The following is a 21,079-nucleotide window of genomic DNA, read 5'->3' as shown; positions in this document are numbered from 1 at the left end:
AACTGTCCAAGGCCATTGCCTTCGATGTCGCCGCCCAGGCACAGGGTGAAGGCGTCGCGCTCAAGACCGATGGTATCAAGCTGCGTCAGGTCATCGAGCGCAACAGCTGGAAACCTGAGTATCGCCGCTACCGTCGCCGATCGTTCTAATTCTTTGCTCCAGTATAAGAAAAAGGCCACCCAGATAACCTGGTGTGGCCTTGTTCTCTTGAGGGAGCAGCCTTTTGACGACGTTGCCGTGGTGGCTTAAGCCGTCCCGATCATCTTCCTCAGCACGTAGTGCAGGATGCCGCCGTGGCGGTAGTACTCCAGCTCGTTGGCGGTGTCGATGCGGCACAGGGCCTCGAATTTCTTCTCGCCCTTGTCGCTTTTCACCGTGACCTTCACCTTCCCCCCGGGGGTGAGGGCGTCCAGGCCATCGATGGAGACTGTCTCGTCGCCGGTCAGCCCCAGGGACTTGCGATCCTCGCCTTCCGGAAACTGTAGCGGGACGACGCCCATGCCGATCAGGTTGGAGCGGTGGATGCGCTCATAGGACTCGGCAATCACCGCGCGCACTCCGAGCAGCCGGGTGCCTTTGGCGGCCCAGTCGCGGGAGGAGCCGGTGCCATACTCCTTGCCGGCCACCACCACCAGCGGAGTCTCATTTTCCTGATACTTCATGGCCGCATCGTAGATGGCCATCTGTTTGCCCGTGGGCACGTGGCGGGTCTCGCCACCGACGACACCATCGAGCATCTCGTTCTGGATGCGCACGTTGGCGAAGGTGCCGCGCATCATCACCTCATGGTTGCCGCGACGTGAGCCATAGGAGTTGAAGTCCACCGGTTTGATCCCGCGCTCCTGCAGGTAGCGGCCTGCCGGGCTGTCGGGCTTGATCGATCCGGCCGGCGAGATGTGGTCGGTGGTCACGGAGTCGCCCAGGATCGCCAGGATATTGGCGTCCTTGACGTCTTCGATGGGGTCGGGGTGGCGCCCCATGCCCTCGAAGAAGGGCGGGTGCTGGATATAGGTGGAGTCCGCCGACCACTCGTAGACCTTGCTCTGGGGCACCTTGAGCGCCTTCCAGGTCGCGTCGCCCTCGAAGACTTCGGCATACTCGCTGCGAAACATCTCCGTCTTGACCTTCTCGACGGCGTTGGCAATATCCGCCTGGGAAGGCCAGATATCCTTCAGGTAGACCGGCTTGCCGTCCTTGTCCTCGCCCAGTGGCTCGCTGGAAAGGTCGAGCCGCACGTTGCCGGCCAGGGCATAGGCCACGACCAGCGGGGGAGAGGCGAGCCAGTTGGTCTTGACCAACGGGTGGATGCGGCCCTCGAAATTGCGGTTGCCCGAGAGCACCGAGGCCACGGTGATATCGCCATCCTCGACTGCCTTCTCGATGGGCGGCGGTAGCGGGCCGGAGTTGCCGATGCAGGTGGTGCAGCCGTAGCCGACCAGATTGAAGCCCAATGCATCGAGGTCATCGCTGACCCCGCCGGCTTCCAGGTACTCGGTGACCACCTTGGAGCCCGGTGCCAGGGATGTCTTGACCCAGGGCTTGGTCTTGAGCCCGCGAGCCAATGCGTTGCGGGCCAGCAGGCCGGCCGCCATCATGACGCTGGGGTTCGAGGTGTTGGTACAGGAGGTGATGGCGGCAATCACCACGGCGCCGGGATTGAGCTTGAACGATTCGCCGTCGTATTCGACAAGCTGGCTGTCGTGGTGCTCGTAGCTGTCGTGCACGCCGACGGCGGTCTGGCCGCCCTCGGAGAAGAGCCGGCCCTTCTCCTCGCTGGGCGTCGTATTGCCGCTGTCCTCGCCCTCCATCAGCTTCTCGAAGGTGGCCTTCATGTCCTTGAGTGCCACCCGGTCCTGGGGGCGCTTGGGACCGGCCAGGCTGGCCTCGACCTCGTTCATGTCCAGGTGCAGGGTGTCGCTGAAGATGGGTTCGTGGCCCGGTTCGCGCCAGAGGCCCTGGGCCTTGCAGTAGTGCTCGACCAGTGCGATCACGTCGTCGTCACGGCCGGTCAGCCGCAGGTAGTCGAGGGTCTCCTCGTCCACCGGGAAGAAGCCGCAGGTGGCCCCGTATTCCGGTGCCATGTTGGCAATGGTGGCACGGTCGGCCAACGGCAGGTCGGCCAGGCCGTCACCGTAGAACTCGACGAACTTGCCCACCACGCCGCGGCTGCGCAGCATCTGGGTGACGGTCAGGACCAGGTCGGTGGCGGTGATGCCTTCCCGGAGCTTGCCGGTGAGCTTGAATCCCACCACCTCGGGAATCAGCATCGACACCGGCTGGCCGAGCATAGCCGCTTCGGCTTCGATGCCGCCGACGCCCCAGCCGAGGACGCCGAGGCCGTTGATCATGGTGGTGTGGGAGTCGGTGCCTACCAGGGTGTCGGGGTAGGCGAAGCGCTTGCCGTCTTCCTCCTTGGTCCACACCGTCTTGCCCAGGTACTCCAGGTTGACCTGGTGACAGATACCGGTGCCGGGCGGCACCACCCGGAAATTGTCGAAGGCGTCCTGGCCCCAGCGCAGGAATTCATAGCGCTCGCGGTTGCGCTCCATCTCGATGGCGACGTTGTCCTTGAAGGCAGTGGGGTTGCCGAACTTGTCGACCATGACCGAGTGGTCGATGACCAGGTCCACCGGCGAGAGGGGGTTGATGCGCGCCGGGTCTTCGCCGAGGGCTTCCACTGCTGCTCGCATGGAGGCCAGGTCCACCACGCCAGGCACCCCGGTAAAGTCCTGCATCAGCACCCGGGCCGGGCGATAGCCGATCTCGCGGTCGGAACGGCCCTGCTGCTGCCAGTCGACCAGGGCCTGGAGGTCGTCGCGGGAGACACTGTCGGTGTCGGAGAACCGCAGCTGGTTTTCCAGCAGGATCTTGAGGGTCATTGGCAGGCGGTCGATGTTACCCAGCGCCTCGGCGGCCTTCGGCAGGCTGTAGTAATGATAGGTGGCGCCGTCAGCAACCAGCGTCTGCCGGGTATCCGGTATCTCGTCACGGCTCATGAAAGCCTCCTGTCACGGTAGTGAACGGTCCCTTTTCTTGATCTCATCTTTAACACATGGTCATCATAGGCCTCCCTTTCAAGCGCTGCCCAAGCTTTCTATGCTGAACGAAAGTTCGTTGTGTGGCGCTGCTGTTCCGCCGGGGGGAGGGATCGGCGCCCAGGGAGACCCCGTCATGCATGAAGAACAGCTCGACAGCCAGCCGGTACACTGCCCTTACTGCAATATGCCCTTCGAGCTGCTGGTGGATGCATCCCAGGGGAGCCATGAAACCTGGGAGGATTGCCCCTACTGCTGTGCCCCCATACAACTGCGCATCGTCGTCTCACCCTTCGATGGTGAACTGGAGGATGTGCTCGTGGGACGTGACGACGAGGTGCTATAGCAGAGCACGTTTTGCCCGGATCGGTTCGGGGCGATGCGCCACTCGGTATATCGTGCTGCTACAATGACCGTCCTTGATTCTGGCGGTCCTGTGTCGACGGCTGTCATGCCGAAAGGGTCGAGCTGTCGACACTGCCTGTCTCACTATCCAGCGAGTTGCGAGGTTCTCCATGAGCGAAGCGCGTCACGAACGCCTGATCATTCTCGGTTCCGGCCCGGCCGGTTATACGGCGGCGGTCTATGCGGCCCGTGCCAACCTCAAGCCGGTGCTGATCACCGGGATCCAGGCGGGCGGACAGCTGACCACCACCACCGACGTCGACAACTGGCCCGGCGACGACGTCGGGGTACAGGGCCCCGAGCTCATGGAGCGGATGAAGCGCCACGCCGAGCGGTTCGATACCGAGGTGTTGTTCGACCATATCCATGAGGTGGAACTGCGCGAGCGGCCCTTTACCCTCAAGGGTGACAGCGGAGCCTATACCTGTGATGCGCTGATCATCGCCACCGGCGCCAGTGCCCGCTACCTGGGGCTGGAGTCCGAACAGAAATTCATGGGGCAGGGTGTCTCGGCCTGCGCCACCTGCGACGGCTTTTTCTATCGCAACCAGGAGGTCGTGGTGGTGGGCGGGGGCAACACCGCCGTGGAGGAGGCGCTCTATCTGTCCAATATCGCCTCGAAGGTGACCCTGGTGCACCGGCGCGACACCCTGCGCGCCGAGAAGATCCTGCAGGATAAGCTGCGTGACAAGGCCGAGAACGGCAACGTGGTGCTGGTGTGGAACCATGTGCTGGAGGAGGTGCTGGGCGACAACACCGGCGTCACCGGCGTGCGGATCAAGTCCACCCAGGACGGCAGCACCAGGGAGATCGCCGCACCGGGGTTGTTCATCGCCATCGGCCATAGCCCCAATACGGGTATCTTCGAAGGGCAATTGGAGATGGCCGGCGGCTACATCACGGTGCAGTCGGGCCTGGCGGGCAACGCCACGGCCACCAGTGTGCCGGGTGTGTTTGCCGCCGGAGACGTGATGGATCATGTCTATCGGCAGGCGGTCACCTCCGCCGGTACCGGCTGCATGGCCGCCCTGGATGCCGAACGCTATCTCGATGAGCTGTAGTCGGCCGGTGTCCAGTCAATAATGCGGTGGCACCTCGTCTTCCGGACGGGGTGACGCCATATCCACGTCCAGCAGCGCCTGCTGCTGGTCGCGCAGCTTCTGCTGCATCACGCTGTTGATTCTTTCCAGATGAGTCAGGCGCTTTTCCTGTGCCGCCACGGCTTCATCCAGTGTATCCAGCCAGTGCTCCTGATGAGCAATGCGGCTCTCCAATGTCTCCAGGCGCGATAACAGCCAGGCGGACGTCTGATCGGGGCTCATGCTAGAATCGTTGCGCTGTGTGTCTCTGTTCATCTTGACACCTTCGTCGGGCGATGTGGCTGTATGGCGTATCGTCATCTGACAAGCTGTTGCGTCGCTTTACCTACAACATTTCACCACAACAAGTGAGCATTACGGATCCATGAATCGCAAGGTTATGTTTCGTTGCACTCTCGTCAGTCTGCTGCTGGCCGCTCCGGCGCCGCTGCTGATTGCCCTGTTCATCTATTTCACCGGCGGCGATATGTCGCGTCAGCTTCTTGCCACCCTGGAAGTCGGCGGCCTCACAGTGGTTTATCTCGCCACGCTGGCAGCCGTCTTCCTGTTGCTGCTGGCTGCCACGCTGTTCGTGCATGGCGTGAGTCCGCAGCTTGCCGCCATCGCCGATGTCGAGAACGACGACCGCGAGATCGGCGAAGTCAAATGGTTCAATGTCAACAAGGGATATGGCTTCATCAAGCGTGACAGCGGGGAGGATGTTTTCGTCCACTTTCGCGCCATTCGCGGCCGCGGGCATCGGACCCTGGCCGAGGGCCAGAAGGTGCGTTACTACGTGATCGAGAATGAGAGGGGGCTTCAAGCCGACGACGTCACCGTGATTACTTGAACGAAGCGCCTGCGCTCGACCAGGCGTTGTTGGAGGCATGGGAAGAGAGCACTTCCGCCTAGCCTGGCCATCGCTCGGCAGCTTCTTAGGCTAATCGTATCTGCTTTTCCTCATCGCCCCGCCTGTTTCCGGAAACAGGCGGGGCGATGTCGTTTGGGTCACTGGCCGGGGTCGGGCCATTCGATGACCGCTTCGCTGCCGTCGGGCAGCACGCGCCAGAAGCGGTCGGGGTCGTCGCCGGGCTGCCAGCTGCCCAGCGAGCAGCGCACTTCGCAGCCGAGGCGAGCGGCGGCTTCCCGGGCGCAGTCGCAGTCTCGCGCCCAGGGGGTATGAGCGCTGTCGAACCACAGGCTGGCGTAGCCGTCGGCAGCCTTCTCCACCAGCAGCACCGGCACGCCATGGCCGTCATGGTGGCCACGTGTCTGCCACTGCCTGCGCCCTGCCGTACTCAGTGGAGGGCTATCCAGGCGCTCGCCGAGCCAGGCATTCAGTGCGTCCAGCGGGGCCTTGGACAGGTAGATCTCGATATCCGGGTAGTCAGTCATGCGAACCCTCAGGGCTGGGCGGTGCCGTTGACGAAGAGCCTGGCCAGGATCGCTTCGTAGATCCGGCTGAGATCGTCGAGGTCGGCGGCACGGACCCGTTCGTTGGCCTGGTGAATGGTGGCATTGCGTGGCCCCAGCTCCACCACCTGGCTGCCCAGGGTGGCGATGAAGCGCCCGTCCGATGTGCCGCCGGAGGTCGAGAGTATCGGCCTGCGGCCGAGCACGGTCTCGACGCCGTGCAGGGCGGCGTCCACCAGCACCCCCTCGGGGGTCAGGAAGGGCTCGCCGTTGAGCGTCCAGTCGATATGATACTCGATGCCGAAGTCGTCGAGTATGGCGGCGGTGCGCTCGCGCAGCTGTTCATGGGTCACTTCGGTGGAGAAACGGAAGTTGAAGACCACTTCCACGTCTCCGGGTATGACATTGGTGGCGCCGGTGCCGGCGCGAATATTGGAGATCTGGAAGCTGGTGGCGGGAAAGAAGTCATTGCCCGCGTCCCAGTGCTCCCGCACCAGGGCGTCAAGTGCCGGCATGGCCTGATGGATGGGGTTGCGGGCCAGGTGCGGGTAGGCCACGTGGCCCTGCTTGCCCCTGACGTGCAACACGCCGCCCAGCGAACCACGCCGGCCGTTCTTGATCACGTCTCCCAGCACGTCGGTGGAGGAGGGCTCGCCCACCACGCAGTAGTCGAGTCGCTCGTTGGCCTCGCGCAGGTGCTCGACCACGGCGCGGGTACCATCCACCGCCGGCCCTTCCTCGTCGGAGGTGATCAGGAAGCCGATCTTTCCGTGGTGGTCGGGGTGCGTGGCAACGAACCGCTCGGTGGCGGTGATCATCGCCGCCAGACTGCCCTTCATGTCGGCGGCCCCTCGCCCCCGGAGCATCCCCTCGTCGTCGATACAGGGTTCGAAGGGGGGGTGCTCCCAGTGCACATGGGGGCCGCTGGGCACCACGTCGGTATGGCCTGCGAAGGCCATTACCGGGCCGTGATGGCCGCGCGTCGCCCAGAAGTTCTCCACGTCACCGAACGGCAGCCGCTCGATATGAAAGCCGATGCGTTCGAGTCGCTCGATCATCAGCGCCTGGCAGCCGAGGTCGTCGGGGGTCACCGATGGGCGGCTCATCAGCTCGATGGCCAGCGCCAGTGTCGGAGAGAGGGGCTCAGTTGTGGGCATGCAGCGCCTCGTTGAGAGCAATGGCACTCTTGTTGGTCAGGCACTCGATGCGACCGTTCTGCGAGTTGCGACGCAACAGCAGGTCGTCATGGCCGGCGAGCTCCCGGGCGGCCACGGTCTTGACCTCCTGGTTCTGGTCGTCGAGCAGGGTGACCTTGGCCCCCGCGGTGATGTAGAGCCCGGCCTCGACGGTGCAGCGGTTGCCCAGGGGAATGCCGATACCGGCGTTGGCGCCGATGAGGCAGCCTTCGCCCACCTTGATGACGATATTTCCGCCGCCGGAGAGGGTGCCCATGGTGGAGCAGCCGCCGCCCAGGTCGGAGCCCTTGCCGACCATGACGCCGGCGGAGATGCGTCCCTCGATCATGCCTGGGCCCTCGGTGCCGGCGTTGAAGTTGACGAAGCCCTCGTGCATCACAGTGGTACCTTCACCCAGGTAGGCGCCCAGGCGTACCCGGGCGGTATCGGCGATGCGTACGCCGCCGGGTACCACGTAGTCGGTCATCTTGGGGAACTTGTCGACACAGTCCACCGAGAGGGTTCTCCCCTCCAGTCGTGCCTTGAGACGCCGGGCGGGCAGCTCCTCAATGTCGATGGGGCCCTCGCTGCTCCAGGCGATGTTGCGCAGCAGGCCGAACATGCCGGTCAGGTCGAGCTGGTGTGGCTTGACCAGGCGGTGGGACAGCAGGTGCAGTTTGAGATAGACCTCGGGTGCACTCTGCGGCGGCAGGTCGCTTTCCAGGAACATGGCGACCAGCGGCCGCTGGCTGGCGGCGAAGGCATCTGCCAGTTCTGCCTGGGCGGTATGGCCGACGGCCTTGAAGGCTTCTCCCAGCGCAGCGCAATGCTCGGGCAGGAAGCTGACCGCGGCATTGCCGGCGGGGGCGTCGAGCACCTTGGCGGCGGCCTTGACCAGGCCGTCGTCGGGATTGAGCAGCGGCGCCGGGTAGTAGATTTCCAGCCAGTCGCCCTGGGTGTTCTGGGTGCCGATTCCGATTGCAAAGCTTAGCATGGGATATCCTCTTGATAGGGTGGGGGCGAGCCGCGGCTCAGCCCTGGAGTTTGTCGTAGTCGCCGTCCCGATAGCCGATGAGAATCTCGCCCTCGTTGGTCTCCAGCAGGGGGCGCTTGAGCAGGGTCGGATTGGCGAGTATCAGTCGGCGAGCCTTGTTGGCGTCGACATCCTGCTTGTCCTCTTCGGGGAGTTCGCGCCAGGTGGTGCTGCGTGTGTTGAGCACCTTGACCAGCGGCACACGGTGCAGGATATGCTCGAGCAGCGCGGCGGAGAGGCCGTCCTCGCGAAGGTCGTGCACCTTGAAGGGGATGCCCTTGTGGTCCAGGGCCTTGCGTGCCTTGCGGCAGGTGTCGCAATTCTTGATCACGTACAGGGTCAGCATGATGCGCTCCTTTCGATGAAACGGCGAATGCGCCTTGCCGCCTCTACGGTAGCGTCCAGCTCGGCCACCAGTGCCAGGCGCACGCGCCCGGCACCGGGGTTGAGACCATGGGTCCCCTCGCGACCCATATAGGAGCCGGGCAGCACGCTGACATGCTCCTCGGCGAATAGCGTCCGGGTAAAAGCCTCGTCATTCCCGCCCGGCACCGCGGGCCAGAGGTAGAAGCTCGCCTCGGGGGCGGGAAACGCCATGACCGGTGCCAGTATCTCGGCGACGGCGGCAAACTTATCGCGATAGGCGTCACGGTTGGCGCGAACATGGGCCTCGTCGTTCCAGGCGGTGATCGAGGCGTGCTGCAGCGGCAGCGACATGGCACAGCCATGGTAGGTGCGGTAGCGCTTGAAGGGGGCGATCAGCCCGGCGTCACCGGCGACGAAGCCGGATCGCAGCCCCGGCAGGTTGGAGCGCTTGGAGAGCGAGTGGAACACCAGGCAGCGGCTATAGTCGTGGCGTCCCAGGGCGGCGCAGGCCTCGAGCAGCCCCGGTGGCGGTGCGCCCTCGTTCAGGTAGAGTTCCGAGTAGCACTCGTCCGAGGCGATGATAAAGTCGTATTCATCCGCCAGGGCAATCAGTTTCTTGAAATCATCCAGCGGCGTCACCGCGCCGGTGGGGTTGCCCGGCGAGCAGAGGAAGACGAGCTGGACCTCCCGCCAGGTATCGGCTGATACGGCGTCGAAGTCCGGGCGAAAGTCGTTCTCGGCGCGGCAGTCGAGGTAGAGCGGCTGGCCGCCGGCGAGTAGGGTGGCGCCTCGTAGATCTGGTAGAAGGGGTTGGGCACCGCGACCCGGGCCGGCCGGGTGCGATCCAGGGCGGCCTGGACGAAGGCGAAGATCGCCTCGCGGGTGCCGTTGACCGGCAGCACCTGGTGCTCGGGATCGAGCCCTGTGAGGCCGAAGCGACGACTCGCCCAGCCGGCGATGGCGTTGCGCAGCTCGGGCATGCCGGCGGTGGCCGGATAGCGGGCCATCTCCGGGAGATGCGCTTGCAGCGTTGCCAGTGCCGCCGCGAAGGGGGCGTGCTGGGGCTCGCCGATGGTGAGCGGCACGTGTTTCAGCTCGGCGGGAGGCGTCACGCCGGCCTTCAGGGCGGCGAGTCTCTCGAAGGGGTAGGGCTTGAGGGCGTCGAGATCGGGATTCATCGGTGTCCAGGACGCCGTGGACTGGCGTCGTATTTGCGTTGTGATGCAGGGCACGGCGCAACAGGCGTGCGGGCAGACCGCCGATTATAGGGAAGGCCCCGGCTTGCCTCAAACCCGCTAGCCGGAAACGTCGAGGACCTCGATCAGGCGCTCGCGCAGGCGCTGCTGGCGCTCGGGGTCCGTCAGCGGTCGCCCGCCCTTGTCGGTGATGAAGAAAACGTCCTCGACCCGCTCCCCCAGGGTGGCGATCTTGGCTGCCGAGAGGGCGATGTCCTGCTCCATGAAGATGCGCCCCACGCGGGCCAGCAGGCCGGGGCGGTCCGGGGCGGTGAGCTCCAGCAGGGTGCGTTCGTTGGCCGGGTCCTGCTCGATCAGTACTTCCGTGGCGACATGGAAGTGGCGCAGCTGGCGAGGGGTGTGGCGGGTGACGATCTGGGGGTAGTCTTCCGGGTCGTCGAGCTCCTCCACCAGGTGACGGCGGATGGCCTCGATGCGCTCGGCATCCCGGATCGACTCGCCGCGACTGTCTAGCACGATGAAGGTGTTGAGCGTCCAGTCGTTACTCGAGGTGGCGATGCGAGCGTCATGGATGGAGAGCCCCAGCTGTTCCATGGCGGCGGCGGTGGCGGCGAAAAGGTCATCCACCGAGGGGGTGTGGATGAATACCTTGGTACCGCCGTCGGTCATGTCGTCGGTGGGGGCACTGATCAGTATCAGCGGCAGCTGCGAGTCGCCGTGGGCGAGAATGCCCATGGTCTGCCAGACGATCTCGCTGGGCGCGTACTGCAGGAAATAATCCTCGCCGAGGGATTCCCAGAGACGGTCAACCCGGGGCAGCTCGGCCCCCACCGAGGCCAGTAGAGAGCGCGCCTCGCCCCGGGTCTCGCGTACCCAGTCCTCGCGGTCGAGCGGATTGTCCAGGCCGCGGCGCAGAGCGCGCTTGGTCTCGGCGTGTAGCTGGCGCAGCAGCGAGGCGCGCCAGCCGTTCCACAGCGTCGGGTTGGTGGCATTGATATCGGCCACCGTCAGCACGTAGAGGTAGTCCAGGCGGGTTTCGTCGCCGACGCGGGAGGCGAACTCGCGGATCACGTCGGGGTCGGTGATGTCGCGCTTCTGAGCCACCATCGACATCACCAGGTGGTTCTCGACCAGCCAGCTGACCAGCCTTGTGTCGCGGCTGGAAAGGCCGTGGCGCTGGGCGAAGCGCTCCACGTCACGGGCTCCGAGGATGGAGTGGTCGCCGCCACGGCCCTTGCCGATGTCGTGGTACAGGCCGGCGATCCACAGCAGTTCGAGCTTGGGCATCTGATGGATCAGGGTGGCGGCCACGGGAAATTCATCCCGGGCGTCGGGCTCGCGGAAGCACTGGATGAACTTCAGCAGGCGCAGGGTATGCGCATCCACGGTATAGATGTGAAAGAGATCGTGTTGCATCAACCCCACCGCCTGGCCGAACTCCGGCAGGTACTTGCCCAGCACGCCGTAGCGGTTCATGCGCCGCAGCTGGCGCGCCACATTACCGCCGGAGCGGAGTAACGACATGAACAGGTGCTGATGGTGGGGGTCATCGCGGTAGAGGTCGTCGATCTGATGGCGGTGGTCGCGGATCAGGCGAATGGTGTCGGCGCGGACCCCCTCGATCTCGGGGTGCTCCGCCATCAGCAGGAACAGCTCGAGCAGGGCCGAAGGGTGCTCGCGGAACACCGCGCGACTGCGGGCCTGGATGTAACCGCCTGCGATCTCGAAGCGCTCGTTGAGGGGTACCGATTCCAGGCGCTCGCCGCTGCGCAGGATCGCCTCGTCGAAGTGCTGCAGCAGCATGTCGTTGAGGCCCGCCAGGGCCGTGACATGCCGGTAGTAGCGCTTCATGAACTGCTCGACGGCCAGCCGCTCTGGGGTGTCGCGGTAGCCGAACAGCTCGGCGATGGTGCGCTGATGGTCGAACTGCAGGCGATCCTCGGCGCGATCGGTCAGCATGTGCAGGGCGTATCGCACCTGCCACAGGAAGGCCTGGCCCTGGCTCAGGATGCGCAGCTCGGCATCGTTCATGAAGCCGTTCGCCACCAGGTCCTCGTAGCGCTGGCTGCCGAAGTGGCGCTTGGCCACCCAGCCGATCATCTGGATGTCCCGCAGTCCGCCGGGTGAACTCTTGATATTGGGTTCCAGGTGGTACTCGGAGTTGTTGAAGCGGTGGTGGCGGGTGATCTGCTCCTGCCACTTGGCCTCGAAGAACTGGTCGGCGGGCCACATGCGGTCGGCGGCGATACGGGCCTTCATGGCGTCGCGCAGGCGTTCCGGGCCGGCCAGGGTACGCGACTCCATCAGGTTGGTGATCACCGTGATGTCGCCGGCGGCCTCGCGCTCGCAGTCGGCCAGCGAGCGCACGCTGTGGCCGATCTCCAGGCCGATGTCCCACAGGAAGGTGATGAAGGCGGTCAGCGGCTCCCGGTAGGGCTCGTCGTCGTCATGCTCGAGCAGCAGCATCAGGTCGACGTCCGAGTGGGGGTGCAGCTCGCCGCGTCCATAGCCTCCCACCGCCAGCAGCGCCACGCGGTCGTCGGGCCATGGCTGCAGCGCCCAGGCGATGGCGAGGAGGCGGTCGAGACACCAGGCGCGGCCATGCACCAGGTCGCGAATGTCGGCGCCGGCACGAAAGCGCTCGTCGAGCCGGGCCTGGATGTCGCCGAGGGCCGCCTTGAAGGGGGCGATGGGCGATCGGTTGCCGGTCAGTTCGCTGTGAAATGCCTCGGCGTCGAACAGCGTCTCGTCCGGCGAAAAACGGTAGTGGTGCAGGAGCATGGGCGTTCGACTCAGTGGTCGAGGAAGGCGAGATCTTCTTCGCCACGGACAGTGAGCACCTCGACGCCGGTTTCGGTGACCAGGAGCGTGTGCTCCCACTGGGCGGACAGGCTCTTGTCCCGGGTCACGGCGGTCCAGCCATCGCGCAGCACCTTGGTCTGGTGCCCACCGACGTTGATCATCGGTTCGATGGTGAAGCACATGCCGGCTTCCAGCACCGCGTCGGCCTCGGGGGCGTAGCCGTCATAATGCAGCACCTGGGGGTCTTCATGGAAGGTGGCGCCGATACCGTGGCCGCAGAAGTCGCGCACCACCGAATAGCCATTGGCCTCGGCGTGCTGCTGGATGGCCCGGGCCAGCTCGGAGAGGTGTACGCCGGGGCGGACCAGGGCGATGCTGTGGTAGAGGCACTCCTGGGTGACCCGGCACAGGCGCTCGCCCTGGATGCTCTCACCGATGATGAACATCACGCTGGAGTCGCCGTGATAGCCGTCGGCCGTCTTCACCGTGACATCGATATTCATGATGTCACCCTTCTTCAACCGCTTGCTGTTGTCCGGGATGCCATGGCAGACCACATGGTTGATCGAGGTGCAGATCGATTTCGGAAAGCCGTGGTAGTTGAGCGGAGCCGGCGTGGAGCCCAGCTCGTTGACGATGTAGTCATGGCACAGGCGGTCGAGCTCGCCGGTGGTGACTCCGGCCTTTACATGCGGCGCGATCATTTCCAGTACGCTGGCGGCCTGACGGCCGGCTTCGCGCATCATCTCGATCTCGTCGGGCGTCTTGATGGGAATGTTCATGGGGTCTCGGTTCTGAGGGGTTGTCGCGCCCGGAAAAGGCGGGTATACGCGGCGGGCGACTTCATCTCGTCGGCGAACTATGGTATAAAGCCGCGCGCTATCCTGCAATCGTCGACCCTCCCTCAAGGCCGTGGCTCGGCCGAGAGTCGATGACAGTGATGGCGTGATAACGAGGCGTATACCGCGTTTCGACAACATAGCCTTGAAAAACACACACGCACCGGCACATGGTCCCGGGTGCTGCCGCGGCACCGCCTCGGTAGTCGGATCCATGGGGTGCGTGGAGGCCTAACCCGATTTTCAGGAGTCATCATGGCACACGTCAATATGCGCGATCTGCTGAAGGCAGGCGCTCACTTCGGTCACCAGACCCGTTACTGGAACCCGAAGATGGGCAAGTTCATCTTCGGCGCCCGCAACAAGATCCACATCATCAACCTCGAGCACACCCTGCCGGCCCTCAATGAGGTGATCGACGTGGTCGAGAAGATGGCCGCGTCCAACAACAAGATCCTGTTCGTTGGCACCAAGCGCAGCGCCAGCAAGATCATCAAGGAAGAGGCCAACCGTGTCGGCCACCCGTTCGTCAATCACCGCTGGCTGGGCGGCATGCTGACGAACTACAAGACCATTCGTCAGTCGATCAAGCGTCTGCGCGACCTCGAGACCATGCGCGAGGACGGCACCTTCGAGAAGCTGACCAAGAAAGAGGTCCTGATGGCGACCCGCGAGCAGGACAAGCTCGAGCGCTCCATCGGCGGCATCAAGGAAATGGGCGGCTTGCCCGATGCCCTGTTCGTCATCGACGTCGATCACGAGCGCATCGCGATCAACGAGGCTAACAAGCTGGGCATTCCGGTCATCGGCGTGGTGGATACCAACTCCGATCCGGATGGTGTCGACTACGTGATCCCGGGCAACGATGACTCCATCCGTGCCATCCAGATCTACGTCAAGGCGATCGCTGATGCCTGCGCACGTGCGAAGGAAGGCCGTCCCGACGAGTTCGTCGAGGTCACCGAGAGTGAAGGCGGCGACGCGACTGCCGCTGCCGAGTAACGGCGAGCCATCCGGCAGGTACGCCTGCCCGGCGCGTCGGGTCTGCTTCAGCCCCGGCCCGCTCTCCCGCCCCGGCAGTGCCGGGGCGGGAATCCACCGGGCCCCGCAAGGGTCCGGCGCACTTATTTCCAGGTCGAACCGATCCAGGGTTCAACTATCAAGAGGTGAATACCATGGCAGCGATCAGCGCCTCCCAGGTCAAGGAACTGCGCGAGCGTACCGGGCTCGGCATGATGGAGTGCAAAAAGGCTCTCACCGAGGCCGATGGTGACATCGAGGTCGCCATCGAGAACCTGCGCAAGAGCTCCGGTCTCAAGGCCGCCAAGAAGGCCGGCCGCACCGCCGCCGAAGGCGCCGTGGTGACCCGTGTCGCCGAAGACGGCAGCTACGGCGTGGTGGTGGAGATCAACTCCGAGACCGACTTCGTCGCCCGTGACGACAACTTCAAGGCCTTCGCCGACAAGATTGCCGACGCCTTCTTCTCCGCCAAGAGCGAGGACGTGGCAGCGGTGATGAGCGGCGAGCTCGAGACCGTTCGCGAGCAGCTGGTGCAGAAGATCGGCGAGAACATCAGCGTGCGTCGCTGTGCCGTCGTCGAGGCAGCCGAAGGCGGGCTGGTTGGCGAGTACGTGCACGGTGGCCGCATCGGCGTGCTGACCGAGCTCAAGGGTGGCAACACCGAGGTGGCCAAGGATGTCGCCATGCACGTGGCGGCGATCAATCCGTCCGTGGCGCGCCCCGAGGACATGCCCCAGGAAGAGCTCGACAAGGAAAAGGCGATCATCCTGGCCCAGCCCGACATGGCCGGCAAGCCTGAGCAGATCGCCGAGAAGATGGTCGAAGGCCGCCTGAAGAAGTACCTGGCCGAGAACAGCCTGACCGAGCAGCCCTTCGTCAAGGATCCGAACCAGAGCGTGGCCGAGTTCGTCAAGGCCGCGGGTGGTGAGGTTCTCGGTTTCATCCGCTTCGAGGTGGGTGAGGGCATCGAGAAGGAAGAGGTCGATTTTGCCAAGGAAGTCATGGAACAGGCTGGCCGTAGCTAAGGTCAGAGTTTCCAGTTCGAAGAACGGCGTGCGCGCGAGCGCACGCCTTCTCGTATCCGGCCGCCGCGTCGGCCGTCGTAGAATTGCTGCATCCCCTTGCGCCCAGGAGAGTTGCCATGCCCACAACCGAACAGGTCGATAGCACCGTCCAGCCCCGCTCCGACAAGTCCCGCAGTGACAAGTCCAAGTACAAGCGCATCCTGCTCAAGCTCTCCGGCGAGGCCCTGATGGGCGAACACGAATTCGGGATCGACCCCAAGGTGCTCGATCGCATGGCGCTGGAAATCGGGCAACTGGTCGGCATCGGCGTGCAGGTGGGTATCGTGGTCGGTGGGGGCAACCTGTTCCGCGGCGCTGCACTCAACGAGGCCGGCATGGATCGCGTCACCGGCGATCACATGGGTATGCTGGCTACGGTGATGAATGCCCTGGCCATGCGCGATGCGCTGGAGCGTTCCAATATCCGCTCGCGGGTCATGTCGGCCATTCCCATGAGCGGGGTGGTGGAGCACTACGACCGACGCACTGCCATTCGCTACCTGACGTCCGGAGACGTGGTATTGTTTTCCGCCGGAACCGGTAACCCGTTCTTCACCACCGATTCGGCGGCCTGCCTGCGCGGGATCGAGATCGATGCCGACGTGGTGGTCAAGGCCACCAAGGTGGACGGGGTCTACGACAAGGACCCGGTCAAGCACGCCGATGCGATCAAGTACGACATGCTGAGCTATGACGATGCGCTCGACCAGAAGCTCGGCATCATGGATTTGACCGCCATCTGCCTGGTGCGGGACCATAACATGCCGGTTCGCGTATTCAACATGAACAAGTCGGGCGCCCTGCTGAACCTGGTGATGGGCGGCAAGGAAGGCACGCTGATAGACAGAGGTTGACACTGTGATCGATGACATCAAGAAAGATGCTGAAAGCCGAATGAAGAAGAGCCTCGAGGCCCTTCATGGCAACTTCAACAAGATCCGTACCGGGCGTGCTCACTCCAGCATCCTCGACTCGGTGACGGTGGACTATTACGGTAGCCAGGTGCCGCTGAGCCAGGTGGCCTCGGTCAACGTGGAAGACGCCCGTACGCTGAGTATCGTGCCGTGGGAGCAGGGCATGGTGGCCAAGATCGAGAAGGCGATCATGACCTCCGACCTGGGCCTGAACCCCGCCAGCGCCGGTACCGTGATTCGCGTTCCGATGCCGATGCTCACCGAGGAGACGCGCAAGGGCTACATCAAGCAGGCGCGTGCCGAGGCCGAGCATGCCCGCGTGGCGGTTCGCAATGTGCGTCGCGATGCCAATGGCGAGTTCAAGGCCCTGCTCAAGGAGAAGGAGATCTCCGAGGATGAGCAGCATCGGGGAGAAGAGGCCATCCAGAAGCTGACCGACAAGTACATTGCCGAGATCGACAAGCTGTTGGAAACGAAGGAACATGACCTGATGCAGGTCTGAGGAGCGTCGGGCGGACCGCCTCGCCGAGAGGCTTCCGCCTGGCCCCGCCCATTCCATTGCGAGACATCATGACGTCAGCGCAGACCCCAGAATCCCAGGTGCCGCCGTGTGCATCGGGTGGAGACGTGCCGCGACATGTGGCGATTATCATGGATGGCAACAATCGCTGGGCGCGAGCGCGGGGGCTCTCCGGTGTACGCGGCCATCGTGCCGGTGTCGAGGCCGTGCGCGCGGTGATCCGTCGTGCCGCAGAGCGCGGCGTGGAAACGCTGACCCTGTTTGCCTTTTCCAGCGAGAACTGGCGGCGTCCCGAAGCCGAAGTGCGTGCCCTGATGGAGCTGTTCCTGATCGCCCTCAAGCGTGAAGTGAAAAAGCTCCACGCCAACGGGATCCGGCTCTCGGTAATCGGCGACCGCTCCGCCTTCTCTACGTCAATTCAGAAGTACATCGTCCGGGCCGAGGCGCTGACACGGGACAATACCCGCATGCATCTGGTGGTCGCTGCCAACTATGGTGGCCACTGGGACATTACCGGGGCCGCCCGCCGTCTTGCCCAGCGTGCCGTCGCGGGGGAGCTTGACCCCGCTTTCATCACCGAGAAGAGCGTGCAGGACGAGCTCTGCCTGGCCCAGGAGGCCCCGGTGGATCTCTGCATTCGCACCAGCGGCGAGCAGCGCATCTCCAATTTCCTGCTGTGGCAGATGGCCTATGCCGAACTTTACTTCACGCCACTGCTATGGCCCGACTTCGATGGTGCGGCACTTGACCTGGCCATCGACGACTTCCGCCGAAGGCAACGCCGCTTCGGCATGACCGACGAGCAGATCGAGGCCCAAGGTGCTTAGACAGCGAATTATCACTGCGGCCTGGCTGGCGCCACTGATGCTGGCAGGCCTGTTTGGCCTGCAGGGCGGCGCCTTTGCCGCCTTTACGGCTGCCATCGTTCTGCTGGCGGCCTGGGAGTGGACCAATCTTGCCGGGGTCACGGAGCCGAACCAGCGCCTGGCCCTGGTGGCTGGCCTGGCCGTGGCCATGCTGCTGCTCTGGGCGACAGGTGCCATGCTGGCCGTCTGGCCGCTATGGTTGGCGCTGGTGGGGTGGCTGGCCAATCTCTACTGGGTGATCCACTATCCCGCCAAGGGAGAGCAGTGGCAGTCGCCGCTGCGGCGGCTGGCCATGGGCCTCTGGGTCCTGCTGCCGGCCTGGGTCGGCTTCAATATCCTGCGCGAGGCCGGGGCGATATGGCTGCTCTTCGTGCTGCTGCTGGTCTGGGGCGCCGATATCGGTGCCTATTTTTCCGGCCGCGCCTGGGGGCGGCGCAAGCTCGCGCCCCGGGTCAGCCCCGGCAAGTCCTGGGAGGGGGTTTTCGGTGGGCTTGTCGTCACTTTTCTGCTGGCGCTGGTGTTCGCCGTATGGCAAGACCTGGGCGTGGCCGGTGGCCTGGCCTTGGTCCTCGCTACCGCGGCAGTGACCCTGGTGTCGGTGCTGGGTGACCTGGTGGAGAGCATGCTCAAGCGTTACCGGGGCATCAAGGACTCCAGCAATCTCCTGCCCGGTCATGGCGGTGTCCTCGACCGCATCGACAGCCTCACGGCGGCCGTGCCGCTGTTTGCGCTGCTCTCTCTCGGGGTTCTGTAGGTGCTGGCTGTCACGGTACTCGGCGCGACCGGTTCGATCGGCACCAGCACGCTGGATGTGATCGCTCGCCATCCCGAGCGCTACCGGATTCACGCCCTGACGGCCCATCGCTCCCGCGAGGCCCTGCTGGCTCAGTGCCGGCTCCACCGGCCGAGCGTGGCGGTGCTGGACAGGGAGGAGGATGCCGCCTGGCTGCGCCGGGAACTTGCCGAAGCCGGGCTGAAAACGGAGGTACGTAGTGGCGCCGAGGCGCTGGTCGAAGTGGTCGAAGCGGATGAGGTAGACGTGGTGATGGCCGCCATCGTCGGTGCCGCCGGGTTGCTGCCGACGCTGGCGGCGGTGCGCGCCGCGAAGCGGGTACTGCTGGCCAACAAGGAGGCGCTGGTGATGTCCGGCGCCCTGTTCATGGACTCGGTGGCCCGGCATGGTGCCCTGCTTCTGCCGATCGATTCCGAACATAATGCCATCTACCAGTGTCTACCTCACGAGCATCGTGGTGGCCTGGCAAGGCACGGTGTCACCCAGTTGCTGCTGACCGCATCCGGCGGGCCCTTTCGCGGCTGGTCGCCGGAGGCGCTGTCGACGGTCACGCCGGACCAGGCCTGCGCGCACCCCAACTGGTCCATGGGGCGCAAGATTTCCGTGGACAGTGCCACCCTGATGAACAAGGGGCTGGAGCTGATCGAGGCGTGCTGGCTGTTCGATGCGCGCCCGGAGCAGGTAAAGGTAGTGGTGCATCCCCAGAGCGTGATCCACTCCATGGCAGCCTACAGCGACGGGTCGGTGCTGGCGCAGTTGGGCAACCCCGACATGCGCACCCCCATCGCCTACGGGCTGGCCTGGCCGGAGCGGATCGATGCCGGGGTCGAGGCCCTCGACCTGTTCCAGGTCGCACGGCTGGACTTCGAGGCACCGGATGAAGCGGCCTTTCCCTGCCTGCGGCTGGCCCGGGAAGCCATCGTGGCCGGGGGAACGGCGCCGGCGGTGCTCAATGCAGCCAACGAGATCGCGGTCGATGCCTTTCTCGCCGGCCGGCTGGGGTTTGGCGGTATCGCTGAGCTGGTGGAGAGGACGCTGGAGGCGCTGCCTGTGGCGCCGGCCACCGACCTGGATACCATCCTGGAGGCCAATGCGCGGGCTCGTCACACGGCCAGCGACTGGCTGAAACGTCGTTGAGCCAATCACCGGTGGCGACTCTCATCATGATGTTACCTAGAAGGAGGCTGACTTGGGCCTGATCCAGAATGTGCTGGCCGTCATCGTGGTGCTGGGCCTGCTGATTACCTTCCACGAGTACGGGCATTACTGGGTGGCGCGGCGCTGCGGCGTCAAGGTGCTGCGCTTCTCGGTGGGCTTCGGCAAGCCCATCTGGTCCCGCGTCGACCGCAACGGCACCGAATTCGCCATCGCCGCCATCCCGCTGGGCGGCTATGTCAAGATGCTTGACGAGCGTGAGGCTCCGGTTCCCGACCATCAGCTCGACCAGGCCTTCAATCGCAAGTCGGTGTGGCAGCGCATTGCCATCGTGGCAGCCGGCCCGCTGGCCAATTTCCTGCTCGCCATCGTCGCCTACTGGGCCCTGTTCGTTGCCGGTACCACCACAGTGGCGCCGGTGGTCGGCGATGTGGCCGTCGATTCGCCGGCCGAGCGTGGCGGCCTGCGCAGCGGGCAGGAGATCGTCTCGGTGGAGGGCGATGCGGTACGCTCCTGGGATGACATCAATCTCCGCCTGATCGCCCGCATCGGGGCCAGCGGCGAGCTGCTGTTCCAGGCGCGCGGCGATGCCAGTGAGGAGGCACGGGAGTATCGGCTGCCGGTGGAGAGCTATCTGGTTCGCCAGGATCCTCCGCAGCCGCTGGCCACCCTGGGCATAACCCCCTGGCAGCCGCCGTTTCCGGCCCGGCTGGGGCAGGTCATCGAGGGAGAAGCGGCCGCCCAGGCCGGGCTGCAGGCCGGCGATGAAGTCCTCGCGGTGAACGGCACGCCGGTCGATGACTGGATGGATTTCGTCAATATCGTGCGCACTAGTCCCGGCGAGAGCCTTGCCCTTGACGTGGCACGCAACGGCGAGCAACTGAGCCTGACAATGGTGCCCGGCGAAAGAGAGCTGGAAAACGGCGTTTCCATCGGCTACGTTGGCGCCGGGGTCGAGAGCGTGGAGTGGCCGGAAGAGTATCGGCGCGAGATTCGCTATGGCCCCGTGGAGGCCCTGGGGCAGGCGGTAGGACGCACCAGTGACATGACGCTCTTGACCCTGGGCGCTATCCGCAAGATGCTGGTAGGGCTGATCTCGCCTTCGAACCTGTCCGGACCCATTACCATCGCCCAGGTGGCCGGTGATACGGCTCGTACCGGTCTGGAAAGCTTCGTCAGTTTTCTGGCCTACCTGTCGATCAGCCTGGCGGTGCTGAACCTGCTGCCCATTCCGGTGCTCGACGGCGGCCACCTGCTTTATTATTTCGTGGAAGCGGTCCGTGGCCGGCCGGTTTCCGAGCGGACCCAGGCGATGGGGCTGCGTATTGGTTTGGCGCTGATAGCCACGCTGATGTTGATGGCGCTCTATTTCGATCTGATGCGTCTCTGGTAGCGAGCGACTCT

19 protein-coding genes and 1 pseudogene are annotated in these 21,079 nt (G+C 64.6%); 11 read left to right on the top strand and 9 right to left on the bottom strand.

Annotated features, from left to right (window positions below):
* Positions 1-245: 245 nt before the first annotated feature.
* Positions 246-2,996 carry an aconitate hydratase AcnA gene (gene acnA / locus Q427_RS02780; protein WP_043510791.1) on the bottom strand — a complete coding sequence of 917 codons (2,751 nt, stop codon included), beginning with the start codon at positions 2,994-2,996 and terminating at the stop codon, positions 246-248.
* Between the two features lie 175 nt (positions 2,997-3,171).
* Here acnA and Q427_RS02775 point away from each other — a divergent pair, with 175 nt between their 5' ends.
* Positions 3,172-3,381, top strand: a complete 210-nt coding sequence (locus Q427_RS02775; protein ID WP_043510789.1) for a CPXCG motif-containing cysteine-rich protein — start codon at positions 3,172-3,174, stop codon at positions 3,379-3,381.
* A gap of 169 nt (positions 3,382-3,550) precedes the next feature.
* A complete protein-coding gene (trxB, locus tag Q427_RS02770) occupies positions 3,551-4,501 on the top strand; it encodes a thioredoxin-disulfide reductase (protein ID WP_043510788.1) in 951 nt (316 codons plus the stop codon).
* A 15-nt stretch (positions 4,502-4,516) separates the two neighbouring features.
* Here trxB and Q427_RS02765 read toward each other — a convergent pair whose 3' ends face one another.
* A complete protein-coding gene (locus Q427_RS02765) occupies positions 4,517-4,762 on the bottom strand; it encodes a SlyX family protein (protein WP_043510786.1) in 246 nt (81 codons plus the stop codon).
* A gap of 142 nt (positions 4,763-4,904) precedes the next feature.
* On the opposite strand from Q427_RS02765, the gene Q427_RS35095 reads away from it, so the two are divergent.
* Positions 4,905-5,369 carry a cold-shock protein gene (locus tag Q427_RS35095; protein ID WP_043510784.1) on the top strand — a complete coding sequence of 155 codons (465 nt, stop codon included), beginning with the start codon at positions 4,905-4,907 and terminating at the stop codon, positions 5,367-5,369.
* Between the two features lie 158 nt (positions 5,370-5,527).
* Here Q427_RS35095 and Q427_RS02755 read toward each other — a convergent pair whose 3' ends face one another.
* The 7 genes and pseudogenes from Q427_RS02755 to map all read right to left on the bottom strand — a co-directional run bounded on the left by Q427_RS02755 (position 5,528) and on the right by map (position 13,286).
* Positions 5,528-5,914, bottom strand: coding sequence for a hypothetical protein (locus Q427_RS02755; RefSeq protein ID WP_043510783.1), 387 nt, complete (start codon positions 5,912-5,914; stop codon positions 5,528-5,530).
* An 8-nt stretch (positions 5,915-5,922) separates the two neighbouring features.
* Positions 5,923-7,089 carry a succinyl-diaminopimelate desuccinylase gene (gene dapE, locus Q427_RS02750; protein WP_043510781.1) on the bottom strand — a complete coding sequence of 389 codons (1,167 nt, stop codon included), beginning with the start codon at positions 7,087-7,089 and terminating at the stop codon, positions 5,923-5,925.
* Complete coding sequence (dapD, locus tag Q427_RS02745; RefSeq protein ID WP_043510780.1) at positions 7,076-8,101, bottom strand: 2,3,4,5-tetrahydropyridine-2,6-dicarboxylate N-succinyltransferase; 1,026 nt, start codon at positions 8,099-8,101, stop codon at positions 7,076-7,078. The genes dapE and dapD overlap by 14 nt, the downstream gene beginning before the upstream one ends.
* A gap of 37 nt (positions 8,102-8,138) precedes the next feature.
* On the bottom strand, positions 8,139-8,486 hold the full coding sequence (locus Q427_RS02740; RefSeq protein WP_043510778.1) for a Spx/MgsR family RNA polymerase-binding regulatory protein: 348 nt from the start codon (positions 8,484-8,486) through the stop codon (positions 8,139-8,141).
* Positions 8,480-9,684: pseudogene (gene dapC / locus Q427_RS02735) on the bottom strand (succinyldiaminopimelate transaminase). Before dapC ends, Q427_RS02740 begins: the two are co-directional and overlap by 7 nt.
* 117 nt (positions 9,685-9,801) lie before the next feature.
* A complete protein-coding gene (locus tag Q427_RS02730; RefSeq protein WP_043510777.1) occupies positions 9,802-12,483 on the bottom strand; it encodes a [protein-PII] uridylyltransferase in 2,682 nt (893 codons plus the stop codon).
* Between the two features lie 11 nt (positions 12,484-12,494).
* Positions 12,495-13,286 carry a type I methionyl aminopeptidase gene (gene map / locus Q427_RS02725; protein ID WP_043510775.1) on the bottom strand — a complete coding sequence of 264 codons (792 nt, stop codon included), beginning with the start codon at positions 13,284-13,286 and terminating at the stop codon, positions 12,495-12,497.
* A 312-nt stretch (positions 13,287-13,598) separates the two neighbouring features.
* On the opposite strand from map, the gene rpsB reads away from it, so the two are divergent.
* The 8 genes from rpsB to rseP all read left to right on the top strand — a co-directional run bounded on the left by rpsB (position 13,599) and on the right by rseP (position 21,068).
* Entirely contained in the window at positions 13,599-14,345 is a 747-nt protein-coding gene (gene rpsB, locus Q427_RS02720; protein ID WP_043510772.1) for a 30S ribosomal protein S2, read from the top strand.
* Positions 14,346-14,518: 173 nt separating this feature from the next.
* Positions 14,519-15,388 carry a translation elongation factor Ts gene (gene tsf / locus Q427_RS02715; RefSeq protein WP_043510771.1) on the top strand — a complete coding sequence of 290 codons (870 nt, stop codon included), beginning with the start codon at positions 14,519-14,521 and terminating at the stop codon, positions 15,386-15,388.
* A gap of 116 nt (positions 15,389-15,504) precedes the next feature.
* Positions 15,505-16,281, top strand: coding sequence for a UMP kinase (pyrH, locus tag Q427_RS02710; protein WP_043510770.1), 777 nt, complete (start codon positions 15,505-15,507; stop codon positions 16,279-16,281).
* Positions 16,282-16,285: 4 nt separating this feature from the next.
* Positions 16,286-16,843, top strand: coding sequence for a ribosome recycling factor (frr, locus tag Q427_RS02705; RefSeq protein ID WP_043510767.1), 558 nt, complete (start codon positions 16,286-16,288; stop codon positions 16,841-16,843).
* Between the two features lie 68 nt (positions 16,844-16,911).
* Positions 16,912-17,688, top strand: coding sequence for a polyprenyl diphosphate synthase (gene uppS, locus Q427_RS02700; RefSeq protein ID WP_043510764.1), 777 nt, complete (start codon positions 16,912-16,914; stop codon positions 17,686-17,688).
* On the top strand, positions 17,681-18,481 hold the full coding sequence (locus tag Q427_RS02695; RefSeq protein WP_043510761.1) for a phosphatidate cytidylyltransferase: 801 nt from the start codon (positions 17,681-17,683) through the stop codon (positions 18,479-18,481). The genes uppS and Q427_RS02695 overlap by 8 nt, the downstream gene beginning before the upstream one ends.
* Positions 18,482-19,657, top strand: a complete 1,176-nt coding sequence (gene ispC / locus Q427_RS02690; RefSeq protein ID WP_043510760.1) for a 1-deoxy-D-xylulose-5-phosphate reductoisomerase — start codon at positions 18,482-18,484, stop codon at positions 19,655-19,657.
* A gap of 52 nt (positions 19,658-19,709) precedes the next feature.
* Positions 19,710-21,068: an RIP metalloprotease RseP gene (gene rseP / locus Q427_RS02685; RefSeq protein WP_043510758.1), complete on the top strand. Its 1,359-nt coding sequence runs from the start codon at positions 19,710-19,712 to the stop codon at positions 21,066-21,068.
* Positions 21,069-21,079 lie beyond the last annotated feature (11 nt).

The organism is Halomonas sp. BC04, assembly GCF_000568385.1.
Note: the sequence above shows the minus strand (reverse complement) of the source record. Positions and strands in the feature narration are given on the sequence as shown.